16 protein-coding genes and 1 tRNA gene are annotated in these 13,725 nt (G+C 46.2%); 9 read left to right on the plus strand and 8 right to left on the minus strand.

Annotated features, from left to right (window positions below):
* Positions 1-6: 6 nt before the first annotated feature.
* Positions 7-879, minus strand: a complete 873-nt coding sequence (gene ispE, locus PG915_RS04820) for a 4-(cytidine 5'-diphospho)-2-C-methyl-D-erythritol kinase (protein ID WP_353498663.1) — start codon at positions 877-879, stop codon at positions 7-9.
* Between the two features lie 11 nt (positions 880-890).
* On the minus strand, positions 891-1,511 hold the full coding sequence (gene lolB / locus PG915_RS04825; protein WP_353498082.1) for a lipoprotein insertase outer membrane protein LolB: 621 nt from the start codon (positions 1,509-1,511) through the stop codon (positions 891-893).
* Positions 1,512-1,683: 172 nt separating this feature from the next.
* Between lolB and hemA the strand changes: the two genes are divergently transcribed.
* From hemA to ybaK, 8 genes are all read left to right on the plus strand, one after another.
* Positions 1,684-2,943 (plus strand): glutamyl-tRNA reductase, encoded by a 1,260-nt coding sequence (hemA, locus tag PG915_RS04830; protein ID WP_353498083.1) that lies wholly within the window; start codon positions 1,684-1,686, stop codon positions 2,941-2,943.
* A gap of 26 nt (positions 2,944-2,969) precedes the next feature.
* On the plus strand, positions 2,970-4,058 hold the full coding sequence (gene prfA / locus PG915_RS04835) for a peptide chain release factor 1 (RefSeq protein WP_353498084.1): 1,089 nt from the start codon (positions 2,970-2,972) through the stop codon (positions 4,056-4,058).
* Positions 4,059-4,061: 3 nt separating this feature from the next.
* Positions 4,062-4,916, plus strand: coding sequence for a peptide chain release factor N(5)-glutamine methyltransferase (gene prmC / locus PG915_RS04840; protein ID WP_353498085.1), 855 nt, complete (start codon positions 4,062-4,064; stop codon positions 4,914-4,916).
* Between the two features lie 30 nt (positions 4,917-4,946).
* A complete protein-coding gene (locus PG915_RS04845; protein WP_112462325.1) occupies positions 4,947-5,330 on the plus strand; it encodes a SirB2 family protein in 384 nt (127 codons plus the stop codon).
* A 3-nt stretch (positions 5,331-5,333) separates the two neighbouring features.
* Positions 5,334-6,143: a SirB1 family protein gene (locus PG915_RS04850; RefSeq protein WP_353498086.1), complete on the plus strand. Its 810-nt coding sequence runs from the start codon at positions 5,334-5,336 to the stop codon at positions 6,141-6,143.
* A 17-nt stretch (positions 6,144-6,160) separates the two neighbouring features.
* Positions 6,161-7,012: a 3-deoxy-8-phosphooctulonate synthase gene (gene kdsA, locus PG915_RS04855; RefSeq protein WP_353498087.1), complete on the plus strand. Its 852-nt coding sequence runs from the start codon at positions 6,161-6,163 to the stop codon at positions 7,010-7,012.
* Between the two features lie 379 nt (positions 7,013-7,391).
* The gene (gene ushA / locus PG915_RS04860; RefSeq protein WP_353498088.1) at positions 7,392-9,056 is read left to right on the plus strand and encodes a bifunctional UDP-sugar hydrolase/5'-nucleotidase UshA; all 1,665 of its coding nucleotides are present in this window, start codon (positions 7,392-7,394) and stop codon (positions 9,054-9,056) included.
* A gap of 80 nt (positions 9,057-9,136) precedes the next feature.
* Entirely contained in the window at positions 9,137-9,613 is a 477-nt protein-coding gene (gene ybaK, locus PG915_RS04865; RefSeq protein WP_042503374.1) for a Cys-tRNA(Pro) deacylase, read from the plus strand.
* A gap of 5 nt (positions 9,614-9,618) precedes the next feature.
* Here the strand turns inward: ybaK and PG915_RS04870 are convergent, their stop codons facing one another.
* The 5 genes from PG915_RS04870 to PG915_RS04890 all read right to left on the minus strand — a co-directional run bounded on the left by PG915_RS04870 (position 9,619) and on the right by PG915_RS04890 (position 12,665).
* On the minus strand, positions 9,619-9,957 hold the full coding sequence (locus PG915_RS04870; RefSeq protein ID WP_353498090.1) for a hypothetical protein: 339 nt from the start codon (positions 9,955-9,957) through the stop codon (positions 9,619-9,621).
* Entirely contained in the window at positions 9,957-10,481 is a 525-nt protein-coding gene (locus PG915_RS04875; protein WP_353498091.1) for a hypothetical protein, read from the minus strand. Before PG915_RS04875 ends, PG915_RS04870 begins: the two co-directional genes overlap by 1 nt.
* A gap of 122 nt (positions 10,482-10,603) precedes the next feature.
* Positions 10,604-11,734, minus strand: coding sequence for a 23S rRNA pseudouridine(2604) synthase RluF (gene rluF, locus PG915_RS04880; protein WP_353498092.1), 1,131 nt, complete (start codon positions 11,732-11,734; stop codon positions 10,604-10,606).
* A gap of 71 nt (positions 11,735-11,805) precedes the next feature.
* Positions 11,806-12,387, minus strand: a complete 582-nt coding sequence (gene smrA, locus PG915_RS04885; RefSeq protein WP_353498093.1) for a DNA endonuclease SmrA — start codon at positions 12,385-12,387, stop codon at positions 11,806-11,808.
* Positions 12,388-12,524: 137 nt separating this feature from the next.
* Positions 12,525-12,665, minus strand: coding sequence for a DUF3149 domain-containing protein (locus tag PG915_RS04890; RefSeq protein ID WP_042473952.1), 141 nt, complete (start codon positions 12,663-12,665; stop codon positions 12,525-12,527).
* A 257-nt stretch (positions 12,666-12,922) separates the two neighbouring features.
* Between PG915_RS04890 and PG915_RS04895 the strand changes: the two genes are divergently transcribed.
* Positions 12,923-12,999: transfer RNA gene (locus tag PG915_RS04895), tRNA-Pro, on the plus strand.
* A gap of 272 nt (positions 13,000-13,271) precedes the next feature.
* On the opposite strand, the gene PG915_RS04900 is transcribed toward PG915_RS04895, so the two are convergent.
* On the minus strand, positions 13,272-13,685 hold the full coding sequence (locus tag PG915_RS04900; protein WP_353498094.1) for a hypothetical protein: 414 nt from the start codon (positions 13,683-13,685) through the stop codon (positions 13,272-13,274).
* Positions 13,686-13,725 lie beyond the last annotated feature (40 nt).

The following is a 13,725-nucleotide window of genomic DNA, read 5'->3' on the forward strand; positions in this document are numbered from 1 at the left end:
TCCAGTTTAAACAGATTGTAATAGGGCTAACTCATAGTTAGCCAGGGTCTCTAGTAAAGGAGAGCGGTTGCACCCTTTCGCCACATAAGCGGAGACGGTGTCAGGAAGCAGTTCTAGGACTTTTTGTGCATTTTCCTGAGTTTTAAACTCGGAAAACACGCACGATCCAGTACCCGTCAATCTTGACGGCGCGTATTGTAGCAGCCATGAAAGTTGGTTATCAACCTCTGGATACAGCATTCGGACAATTTTTTCGCAATCGTTTCCGTAGGGGCTGTCTAAAAGCGTTGTCAGCTCTTGCTTCGGCGTATTTCGCGTCAGGTCAGGATGCGTAAAGATATCCACGGTCGCAATGCTCACTTTTGGTTTGACAACCAAATACCAAAGCTCTTCGGGTTCTGCCGCGCTGAGTTTTTCACCAACGCCTTCTGCAAATGCGGCGAAACCACGTACAAATACCGGTACATCAGCACCGAGTGCGAGACCGATTTCCGCCAGTTCATCAACACTAAATTGGGTTTGCCATAAGAAGTTTAGCGCAACCAATGCCGTTGCTGCATTCGATGAGCCGCCGCCAATACCACCGCCCATTGGAAGTATTTTATCGAGTCTAATATGGGCGCCATAAGAGCATTGGGCTTTCGCTTGAAGCGCGCTAGCCGCTTTCCAAATGAGGTTATCTTGTGTGGCTACCCCTTCGATTTCTGGCGACAGGGTAATGTCACCGCTGTTGTTGGCGGTGATTTCTAGTGAGTCGCAAAGATCAATGAATTGGAACAGAGTTTGTAATTCATGATAGCCATTGGCCTGTCGCCCTGTGATGTAGAGAAACAGATTGAGCTTAGCCGGGCTTGGCCATGTGGTAGTGTTGGTGATCATGGTACGTTTGGTCACTGTTTGATAGTCCATTTGGAAACAACGAGGTTGAGCTTGGTGTCATCTTGCACTAGCTGCATTCGAGTTGGCATCGGCAGTGTGCGGGTCTCATCTTCGAGTGTGAAACTGCGATACTCGGTATAGTTAAGCTGCCAAGCCTTCCTATTTAGCTGTTTGGTCAGGCTTGCTACTGTGTTGAACTCATTGAGCTGATAGCTATCAGCGGAGTTTGGTTGACCAATAAGCCAATCTGCCAACTGCTCAATTGGAATGTTGAGCCCTGTTAACTGGTAGATAAGCAGGTTAGCATCTTGGCCTGATAGCTTTTGGTCGTCATAGGTTTCAATAAACGCGCCATTGGGTGTCGACGTAAGGTTGAAGACCGTTTGGCCGAGAAAGGTGGTTAGGCGAACTTGAGTCAAATTCGCAGAGTATGTCCAATAGAAGTTCAAGGTTTGGCGCTGCTCTGGCGAAATGTAGCCAAGTTTGCCACTGGCCTTATATTGGGTAAGGGCGTTGAGCTCAGCTCGGTGAGCTTGCCATTCGACACTTTGTGGCTCGGGTGGCATTGTGCTACAGCCAAACAAAAACAGTGCCGTCAATGTGTAAAACAGGCGACGAAAAAGTCTGTGCATAGGAAACTACTTACGTGATGGATTATTGTGCAAATTCAATACAATATTGACAGACTATAGCATCAATCCCACAAACTCAGGAAAACATATTGGTCAGAGTCTTTCAATAAGTGGTGCCATCAAGTAAAATTCTGCCCTATTTGTCAAATCTGTATCAGAGAATTCGCGTTACATGTCATTGCTTGCTATTGGTATTAACCACAATACAGCGTCAGTGGATCTGAGAGAAAAGGTGGCGTTCCCACCGGAAAAACTCGACCGAGCATTGAATGAGCTGAGAGACAATGCCAAAGTCAATGGCTCGGTAATTTTGTCGACCTGTAACCGCACAGAAATCTACTGCGACACCGGTGATACCAATAAAGCACAACTTATTGATTGGTTGGTGCGCTTTCACGACGTGCCAGCAGAGGAGTTAAAGCCTTCTTTGTATGTGTACGAAGAGCAAGCGGCGATCAAACACTTAATGCGTGTGTCTTGTGGCCTAGATTCATTGGTACTGGGTGAGCCACAAATTCTTGGTCAAGTTAAACAAGCCTATAGCGACGCTCGTGACCACCAATCGGTTGAAGGCGGTATAGAGAAGCTGTTCCAAAAGACCTTCTCTGTTGCGAAACGTGTTCGCACTGAAACCGAAATTGGTGGCAGTGCGGTTTCTGTCGCTTATGCGGCAACGACACTGGCAAGACAGATCTTTGAATCTTTGGCGGACTCAACCGTGTTGCTGGTAGGCGCTGGTGAAACCATCGAATTGGTTGCTAAGCACCTCGAAGGACAAGGCTGTAAAAAGATGATCGTCGCCAACCGAACCAAAGAGCGCGCAGAAGTGCTCGCCACCCAGTTCGGTGCGCAGGTTATTGCGCTGAATGATATTCCCGAGGTATTGCCACAAGCCGATATCGTAATCAGTTCAACAGCGAGTCCATTGCCTATTATTGGTAAAGGCATGGTAGAGACCGCGATTAAGAAGCGCCGTTTTCAACCAATGCTGCTCATCGATATTGCTGTACCGCGTGACATTGAGTCACAAGTCGGCGAGCTAAATGATGCTTACCTTTACACCGTTGATGACCTACAGTCTATTGTCGATAGCAATATCGAGCAGCGTAAAGTAGAAGCCATTCAAGCTGAAGCGATTGTCAGCGAAGAGAGCGCGCAGTTTATGTCTTGGATGCGCTCATTGCAGGCAGTGGATAGTATTAGGCAGTATCGCAAACAAGCGAATGACACTAGACAAGATATACTTTCAAAAAGCTTACAAGCATTAGCAGCAGGGGGAGACCCAGAAAAAGTGCTGTTAGAGCTCAGTAATAAATTAACAAACAAGCTTATTCACGCGCCGACCAAAGCGCTGCAAGATGCTGCTGAGCAGGGTGAACCTGCAAAACTGGCAGTTATCCGACAGAGTTTGGGTTTAGACCAAACGAAATAAGCCTCACCCCGAGAAAAGACGCAATTATGAAAGCCTCCATTCTAGTAAAATTGGAAACTCTGGTTGAACGCTATGAAGAAGTTCAACATTTACTTGGTGACCCTGGTGTTATCGGTGATCAAGACAAGTTCCGTGCTCTATCGAAAGAGTACTCTCAGCTTGAAGAAGTGACCAAGTGTTTCCAAGCCTACCAGCAAGCGCAAGACGATCTTGAAGCGGCTGAAGAGATGGCAAAAGAAGACGATGCAGAAATGCGCGAAATGGCTCAAGAAGAGATCAAAGAAGCAAAAGCATCGATCGAAACGCTAGCGGACGAGCTGCAAATTCTTCTTCTTCCAAAAGATCCAAACGATGAGCGCAACTGTTTCCTAGAAATCCGTGCTGGCGCGGGTGGTGATGAAGCGGGTATCTTCGCGGGCAACCTATTCCGTATGTACTCTAAGTTTGCAGAGAAAAAAGGTTGGCGTATTGAGGTGATGAGCTGCAATGAGTCAGAGCAGGGCGGTTATAAAGAGATGATCGCTAAAGTGTCTGGTGACGCAGTTTACGGCACAATGAAGTTTGAATCTGGTGGTCACCGTGTACAGCGTGTTCCAGAAACAGAATCGCAAGGTCGTGTTCACACGTCAGCATGTACTGTTGCGGTAATGCCTGAGATCCCAGAAGCGGATCTGCCAGAAATCAAAGCAGCGGATCTTAAGATTGATACCTTCCGTGCATCCGGCGCTGGTGGTCAGCACGTTAACACCACTGACTCTGCTATTCGTATTACCCACTTACCAACAGGTACAGTGGTAGAGTGTCAGGATGAGCGTTCACAGCATAAGAACAAAGCGAAAGCGATGGCTGTACTAGCAGCACGTATCGTTCAAGCTGAAGAAGCTCGCCGTGCGGCAGAGGTTTCTGATGCTCGTCGTAACCTACTAGGTTCTGGTGACCGTAGTGACCGTATCCGTACTTACAACTACCCACAAGGCCGTGTGTCTGATCACCGCATCAACCTAACACTGTACCGTTTGAATGAAGTAATGGAAGGTGAAATGGCAAGCCTTATCGATCCAGTACTTCAAGAACACCAAGCGGATCAGCTGGCTGCGCTTGCAGAGAACCACTAATTCATGTCGCTAGATATGTCTATAGAAGCGGTGCTCAAACGAGCATCGCTTGTTCTTTCTGAGTCAGGTAGTGACTCGCCAAGTCTAGATGCGGCAGTATTGCTCTGTCACGCCCTTGAAAAGCCGCGAAGCTACTTGCTTACTTGGCCAGAAAAAGAGCTAACCCCAGAGCAGGCGACTCAGTTAGATGCGCTAATGGCAAGACGCACCGCAGGTGAGCCAGTCGCGTATATTCTTGGCGAGCGAGAGTTTTGGTCATTGCCACTCAATGTTGCACCTAGCACGCTGATTCCAAGACCCGATACCGAGCGTTTGGTTGAGCTTGCCCTAGATAAAGCGATGCTTATCGATGGTGATTTGCTTGATTTGGGCACGGGCACTGGCGCAATTGCGCTTGCTTTGGCATCGGAGCTTCCAAAACGTCAGCTTCAGGGGGTAGATTTTCAGCATGAGGCGGTTGAGCTTGCCAAAAGTAACGCCGACAAACTGAATATTGGTAATGTTCGCTTTGCTCAAGGCAGTTGGTTTGCGCCGATTGACCAGGGTCACAAGTTTGCGATTATTGTCTCCAACCCACCTTATATCGATGAAAACGACCCCCATCTTTCTCAAGGGGATGTGCGTTTTGAACCATCGTCGGCATTAGTTGCAGAAAACAACGGTCTGGCCGATATAGAAACGATTACAGCGGCTGCGCCAAGTTATTTGCTTGATGGTGGCTGGCTTCTGTTCGAACACGGCTTTGAGCAGGGAGACGCGGTAAGACGCATCATGGAGCTCCATGGTTTTACCGAAGTTACTACAGAGAAAGACTACGCCAACAATGATAGAGTGACACTCGGAAAGTGGCACCCATAACAACCAAAAGAAAGTAAGAGAGACGCTCATATGTATGAAGGATTAAAGCATTTTCACTTGTTGACGATTGCGATTTCAGTGGCCTTATTGTCGGTTCGATACGGACTGATGATGATGAATTCTCCAAAAGTGAATTTACCGTTCCTAAAACGCTTCCCACACATCAACGACTCTCTTTTATTGCTTTCTGGTTTTGGCCTTATTGCTTACACCGGCTTTGTCCCTTTTACTGATGCAGCGCCGTGGATGACAGAGAAAGTAACCTGCATTATGGCCTATTTTGCATTGGCCTTTTTCACGTTAAAGCTGGCAAAGAACAATTTATTAAGAACATGCGCCTTTTTTGGTGCGCTAGGGTGGCTATTGATGGCAGCGAAGATTGCCATGTTAAAAACGCCATTCCTAATGGGGTAAACCATGATTGAACTGTTTGACGAAGATTTTGATGCGATAGAGTTAGCAGAAGGTGCACTGATCTTAAACAAAGCAGTGGATCCTGAGACGCAGCAGCATTGGGCTGGACTTGAACTCGCGCGCTTAGCCAAAGAGGCTGAGCAGCAACTGTTTCACGAAGTTGATGATAAGCAGCGTTTAGATGCGCTGCTTCGCCTGTTTTATGCTGAATGGCAATTTAAAGGTGATGACGATGAGTATTTCTCATCGGACAATGCCTTCATAGACAAGGTATTAGAGCGCCGTAAAGGTGTGCCAGTGAGCCTTGGTTCTATTTTGCTCTACCTTGGCAGTAAGCTTGGCTTACCCATGGAAGCGGTCACTTTCCCGACTCAGTTTTTGGTGAAAGTGTGTTGGCCGAATGAAGCGCCAGTTTACATCAACCCCTACGATGGTGAGTACGTTAGCAAAAAACGTTTACAGGCATGGCTTATCGGTCATGAAGGACCACTTGCCAAGCTCGAAGCTAAGCACCTTGACACAGTTGATAATCCAACCGTGATTGGTCGCTGGTTAGCACTACTGAAAAGTGCGCTGCTACGTGAAGAGAAATACACATTAGCTCTACAATGTACCGATTTGGCTCTGACGTTTGTACCGGACGATCCATACGAAATTCGCGATCGCGGCTATATTTATCAACAGCTAGATTGTCATCAAATTGCGGCAAGTGACTTTCAATACTTTATTGACCAATGCCCAGATGACCCTGCAATCGAATTACTGAAAACACAGGTGACTGCGATTAGCCGCACCCCTGTGACCCTTCACTAAACTCAGAGAATAACAACATGGAAATGAAAACCGTACACGTAGGCGATATCCCAGTTGCGAATGACAAGCCTTTCACGCTATTCGCGGGTATGAACGTATTGGAATCACGTGATCTTGCGATGCAGATCTGTGAGTACTATGTGAAGGTAACAGAGAAGCTGGGCATTCCTTACGTATTCAAAGCTTCATTTGATAAAGCAAACCGCAGCTCTGTGCACTCTTATCGTGGTCCAGGTCTTGAAGAAGGAATGAAAATCTTCCAAGAGCTGAAAGACACCTTTGGCGTGAAAATCATTACTGACGTTCATACAGAAGCGCAAGCTCAACCTGTCGCAGACGTAGTGGATGTGATTCAGTTACCAGCATTCCTAGCTCGTCAAACGGATCTTGTGGAAGCGATGGCTAAGACAGGTGCTGTGATCAACGTGAAGAAACCTCAGTTCATGAGCCCAGGTCAAGTTGGTAACATCGTGGATAAGTTTGCTGAGTGTGGTAATGAAAATATCATCCTTTGTGAGCGCGGCTCTTGCCACGGTTACGACAACCTGGTGGTTGATATGCTTGGTTTTGGTGTAATGAAAAAAGCCTCAAATGGTAGTCCAATCATTTTTGATGTAACGCACTCACTGCAAATGCGTGATCCATCTGGCGCGGCTTCTGGCGGTCGACGTGAGCAGACGGTTGAACTTGCGAAAGCAGGCCTTGCGACGGGCATTGCTGGTCTATTTATCGAGGCGCATCCAGACCCAGACAAAGCACGTTGTGACGGCCCATCGGCTTTGCCACTCGACAAACTAGAGCCGTTCTTAGCTCAAATGAAAGCGCTGGATGATTTGATTAAAGGATTCGATCATATCGACATCAAATAGTCTCTAGCGATTCAATAGAAAACAAAAAGCCAGCTTGTTATCAAGCTGGCTTTTTCATGTTAACTAATCCTGTTGGGCAATCGTTTCTTCGCAGAAAAATTGATCTTAACTGGTTGAATAGCTCGCTCTGTAGCGTCTCTATCCAGTACAGTTTCCGAGCAGCAACATATATTACTGACTATTATGCCAACGAGTTTATATCAACTTGTGATATAGATTACATAAAAGTGAAATCAGAATGTTATGTTTGATAGCTTACTTTAAACTAACGCAAATTTTGTCGATGTTTTTCTTGGCATTTTAAAATGCTTATCGGCAAAAAGTGAGTTATTTCAATATGCTCTAGGCAGTGGATCCCCAAAGTTCAAAAGGTATGACAATGAAAAAAAGCCTTATGTTTAAGTCCGTACTCAGTGCGGCTATTATCGCGTCACTAGCAGGATGCGCAACTCAACCCGAGCAAGAATGGAATGCTGATGAAACGTATAAGCTAACCATCCTGCATACCAATGACCATCACGGTCGCTTCTGGCAAAACAAATATGGCGAATATGGCATGGCAGCGCGTAAGACGCTAATCGACCAAATTCGTTCAGACGTGGAAGCAGAAGGCGGTAGCGTATTGCTACTTTCTGGTGGTGATATCAACACGGGTGTGCCAGAGTCTGATCTTCAAGACGCTGAGCCAGACTTCAAAGGCATGAGCATGATTGGTTACGATGCGATGGCGCTAGGTAACCACGAATTTGATAACCCACTTGAGGTTCTGTTTAAACAGAAAGAGTGGGCAAACTTCCCAATGTTGTCTGCCAACATCTACGACAAAGAAACCGGCGAGCGCCTGTTTGATGCTTACCACATGTTTGATAAGCAAGGCATCAAGATCGCGGTTATCGGTCTAACGACAGAAGATACGGCAAAAATTGGTAACCCTGAGTACATCGGTGGCATTGAATTCCGCGATCCAAAAGTAGAAGCGAAAAAGCTTATCGCTGAACTAAAAGAGACAGAAAAACCTGATCTTATTTTCGCCGTTACTCACATGGGTCACTATGAAAATGGTCAACGCGGTGTTAACGCACCAGGTGACGTAGCACTAGCACGTTACTTGAATGAAGGCGAATTAGACATGATTGTGGGTGGTCACTCACAAGAGCCTGTATGTATGGAAGGACCAAATGTCGTTAAGAAGAACTTCAAGCCGAGCGATGAATGTAAGCCTGATATTCAAAACGGTACTTGGATTGTTCAAGCGTACGAGTGGGGTAAATACGTCGGCCGTGCGGACTATGAGTTCAAAAACGGCGAGCTGAACATGGTGAGCTACGATCTTATTCCTGTGAACTTGAAGAAAAAAGTCAAAGTTGATGGTAAGAAGCAGCGCGTATTGGTTGAAGATGAAATCAAGCAAGATGCAGAGCTACTCGCTTTCCTATCACCATTCCAAGAAAAAGGCCAAGAGCAGCTAGGGGCTAAAATTGCTGACACAAACGGCAAGCTTGAAGGTGACCGTAATGTCGTTCGCTTTAGCCAAACTAACCTAGGTCGTTTGATTGGTACTGCACACATGGAACGCGCAAAAGCGGACTTTGCTGTGATGAACTCTGGTGGTGTCCGTGATTCTATCGCTGAAGGTGATGTCACTTATAAAGATGTACTGATCGTTCAGCCATTTGGCAACATCATCACTTATACAGACATGACAGGTGCAGAAGTTCTTGATTACCTAAATGTTGTTGCGACAAAACCAGTCGACTCAGGTGCTTATGCTCAGTTCGCTGGCATTGAAATGACAGTGGGTAAAGAGTCGGTTTCTAACGTTGTTATTAATGGCAAAGCGCTGGATCCTAAAGCGACTTACCGCTTTACCGTTCCAAGCTTTAATGCGGCAGGTGGCGATGGCTATCCAAAACTGACAGGTCACGCAGGTCACGTCAACACAGGCTTTGTTGATGCAGAAGTACTAAAAGAGTACCTAGAAGCGAACAGCCCAATTGATGTGAACAAGTATCAGCCAAAAGGCGAAATTGTTTATAAAAACTAGACTTTAACTGGTTTTTATTCAATAAATAGAACGGTGCCGAAAGGCGCCGTTTTTTTGGTCTGCGAGTTTTGGAGTAAGCAATGACCCCGGCAATCAACCTAGCAAAAAAGAAGAAAATCACTCACACCGTTCATCAATACGATCACGATCCTCGCCATGAGAGTTATGGTTTGGAAGCGGTAGAAGCACTAGGGCAAGATCCCGCCACTGTATTTAAAACCTTACTGTTTGCTATCAACGGTGAACCGAAGAATTTAGCCGTTGCCGTTATTCCTGTGGCAGAAAAGCTCAATTTGAAGTTGGCAGCGAAAGCCGCTGGTGGTAAAAAGGCCGACATGGCAGATAAAGACATTGCCCAGAAAACAACAGGTTATGTACTTGGTGGTATTAGCCCTTTAGGCCAAAAGAAAGCATTACCGACGTTTATTCACAGCTCCGCCGAGAGCCTAGAAGCGATGTGTGTGAGTGCAGGAAAACGCGGGTTGGAGATTGAGTTAGCACCGACTGATTTGGCGGCACTAACTCGAGCGAAATTTGTGAACTTATGTGAAGCTTAAGTTACTTAAATAGCCTTCACTTTCATTAGCACGTAAATGGTTAGCTGCGAGATAGCCAGTACGACAAGATTTTCTCTTAGAGTAAGTAGGCTTTCCCATTGAAGGTAAGAAATATAGTTAGAGGTCAGGCAGTAAATTAGAGACGTAAACGCCGCTACAGCAGATTTTGAACGTGTAATGCCGACATTAATAGATGTACATTGCTTCGCGATGATAAAGGCTAAAACTAGGGCGGCAATATTGTTTCCTTGGAGCATAGAGAGCGAGAGTACATCCCCCAATATTACCGAGAAGGTAACTAAGATAAGATAGCTAAACGCAATTACTGAAATGTACTTAGTCATTAAATACGTCTCTCGAGCTCATTAGAGTATTTTTGGGTTTCGTAATATGAAAACTCATGTACACCTATCAACGCAATGGAAGCGATTAATGTCGCTAAGTTTCCAGAACTTGCGCCGTTTTTTATGATCATCCAAGCGGAGCCTGCGGTACCGTATAGACCTGGGTTTGCGCCTACAATGCTAGACCATCGATTGAATTGATTGTGAAACTTTAGAAGCTCTGCCAGTTCTTCATTTGTTAGTGACCATTCAGCCCATTGTGGGTTTATCAACGCGTCTGTGCATTTAGAGATCAGAGAGCTTTTCAATTGATTGTGTTCTAGCTGGTGGATGGAAAGCATAGCTTGTTGGCGAGATTGCCTGTCAAGCTGTCGATACATGATAGTACCAGCCATAGCCAAGGATATTTTTGATGCGTCGCCTTGTGCTAGATGAAGAGGAATATTGAGTATGCTGCTTAGATATCGAACCGCTTCTGTGTTGTTTTTGGGAAGATTATATCTAGCTAGAAAGTCGCTTTTCATATTGAGCCCTAATCGAAGTTTAGGGCTCAATTACAACTTATAGTTACCTTGCTAACCTATTTGTCAAATTGAACGCTGCGAGGCGTATCAATCAAAGTAGTAATATCGTTACTTAGGATTTACTACTTTTTCAGCGACAAAGTCCCACCGACACGAGGCTTACGTTGTCCCGAATCTGACTGACTGGATTTCGGGCTGACGGGCTTTTTAGCTACAGGTTTGGCTGGGCGAGATTTATTACCAGAATGACTCGGTTTACGCTGGCTAGGTTTGCCTCCACGACCACCTTCATCACTGCGTTGGTTGTCTGAATCAGAATGACGACGCTTGCTTGGGCTACGGCGGTACTCATCGGCACCGTGACCAGAATACGTTTTCATGTTGTCACGGTTGTTGCGACTCGCTGAGCGCGGGTTTCTGCCGTCACGCTGGTTCTTCTCAAACTCAGCTTCTCGACGCGCATCGTGCAACTTAGCATCGGTAGCCTTAGTGATACGGCGACCCTTAGCGTCTTTGCGTGAAGCCTCTTCTGTACTGACAGAGCCCTCACACATGCGCAGAATTTCTGCCACTTCTTCATCGCTTAGGTAACGCCATTTACCGTTAGGAATGCCATCGATAGAGATGTTCATAATGCGCACGCGACGCAGCTTTAGAACGTCATAGCCTAGCGCTTCACACATACGGCGGATCTGACGGTTGAGGCCTTGTGTCAGCGTAATACGGAACGAGAACTTGGTCTCTTGCTCAACTTTACACGGCAAAGTGACGGTATCAAGGATAGCGACACCTGCGCCCATCTTTTTGATGAAGTCTTTGGTGATCGGCTTATCGACGCGGACGACGTACTCTTTTTCGTGGTTGTTGCCAGCACGAAGGATCTTATTCACGATGTCACCGTCATTGGTTAAGAAGATAAGACCATCGGAAGGTTTATCTAATCGGCCAATAGGGAAGATACGCTTGTGGTGACCAACAAAGTCGACAATGTTTCCAGGTACATCACGCTCGGTAGTACAGGTGATACCTGTCGGCTTGTTTAGGGCGATGTAGATCGGCTTTTCCTTGCTACGAACAGGTTTACCATCAATCTCAACATCATCGCCAGGTAGCACCTTTGTGCCCATTTCCGGCACCTTGCCATTGATCGTTACGCGTTGCTGCTCAATGAGCCTATCCGCTTCACGACGCGAGCAAAAGCCCGTTTCACTGATGTATTTGTTGAGACGTTTTCCGTCAGCAGGGTTCGACATGCGAGGTTATCACTCTATGTTGGTCAGTTTTAAAGGTCGCGTATTTTATACCCAACCCAGCGTTAAGTCACTTAACTCGTGCGTTTTTGATGGCGTTCGCGATTCTCAAGCTTCTTTTCTTGGCTCTTTCGAAGCATGACATACACTGCACCACTACCACCATGAAAGCGTTGGGCGCTATGAACACACTGGACATCTTTGATTTGCGTTAGCCAGTTTGCCAAGTAGCTTTTCATAAGAGCGGGCGGGTTTGAACGCTCCCCGCGGCCATGGACAATAATCACGGTGCGAATATCCATGCGCATACATTGCTGCAAGAACTTAATCACCTCATCACGAGCTTCTTTCAGTGTTCGCCTGTGTAAGTCGAGTTTAGCTTGAAGTGGGTACTTGCCTAGTCTGAGCTTGCGATACACCCCCTCCTGCACACCATCACGCTTGAACTCGATAATGTCGTCAGGCTTGACCATAGGTGCATAGTCGATGGAGAGATATTCAGGGTCTTGCTCAGATAGCCAAAGTGCGGCTTGGCGCTTTGCTATTTGCGCGTCAGAAACCTGGTGGGACTTTTTCAGTTCGACGGTGTCGTGCTGGATAGGCTTTACATCGCCCATCATTTGTTGAAATAGGTCTAGGTCATCGTCTTGAGACATAACTGCATCTCGAAATAAGCCAATTTAATGGCAGTATATACGAAGTCAGCACAAAAGTGAGAGCATAAAAACCGGAGTGAACAGGCGATCCACTCCGGTGCATAGCAGTTATCTATTTACATAGACGCTAAGCGATTCTAGTGAGGAGATTTGTCATTCATTACTTTATATATGAAGAAAGCACCGTAAAACAGCATCAGACCAAACGCCCCAAAGATGACAATCATCGAAGACAAGCCCACTGCATTACCAAATAGGAGATCAAGCCAAAAGTCCATGTTTCCTCCAAAAAGTAGTGAAGACAGAGTTACGTTAACGTTTGGTGCAAAAATGAACACTGATCTGGATCAATTGTACCCAGACTGTTAATGGCCTGTATGTTAGTGTGTGTATTTGGTCACATTTTTCGTGCTTCTGGCTAGTTGCTGACCAAACAACTCGGTTTTAGTAAAAAGATGCCATAAAAGCCTTGCACGCCTCAGAATTATCAGTAATATACGCATCCGTTGACAGGCAATAAGCCACTCAGCAATCTCGGTGAATAGCGCAGCTTGGTAGCGCATCTGGTTTGGGACCAGAGGGTCGGGGGTTCGAATCCCTCTTCACCGACCATTTTTAGAAAAGCCTCGCTATTTAGCGAGGCTTTTTGCGTTTTGGCGAAAGCAATTTTGTAAACGATGTGCCCGGTTTGTACAAGATCGCAGTGAGCAGGCGATGCGACGTAGGAGCTAGTCTTGGTTCTCCCCCTTGATAACGGGGCGCGTAGCTGGGGGAGTTAGAGGGGGTGCTCTTGGTTTTTTATCTTTAATTTTAGAGTGTTAAAGATATAAGAGCACCCCTCCCAGCCTCCCCTTATTAAGGGGAGGAGCAAAAGATCGTCTACTTTAAACCGCAACAACTTCACGGCGCGCTATTACCTTACCAATAACCCCTTCAATACCCAACACTGCAAAAATAATCGCAAAAAACGCCACAACGCCACCAAACGCACCAGTAAATGCAACATGCTGACCAAATAGCATCGCAATTACACCCATGGCCACAAACTTAGAGCCAACCAAAATAATGTATGAAGACACGCCGCGTTTGAGCTTTGGCATCGTTTTGTGCGTCAGGAAATAGGCCGCCATCACTTTCTCCAAAGAAATAGCTCCTTTTAGCATTCCTGCCAGTATGACCGAAGCCAGTACCGCTACTTCTAGGCTAGCAATAAATACCCAGTCCCAAGATGCGTTTAAGACCAACATAACGATAGTGGTGATAACAGAGCTGATGGCGATATCTTTAAGCATTTTCATTGATTGATTCCTCTTGGAGTAGTTCTTGCTGACGTGCTTA

Source organism: Vibrio sp. CB1-14, assembly GCF_040412085.2.
Taxonomy (GTDB): Bacteria; Pseudomonadota; Gammaproteobacteria; order Enterobacterales; family Vibrionaceae; genus Vibrio; species Vibrio chaetopteri.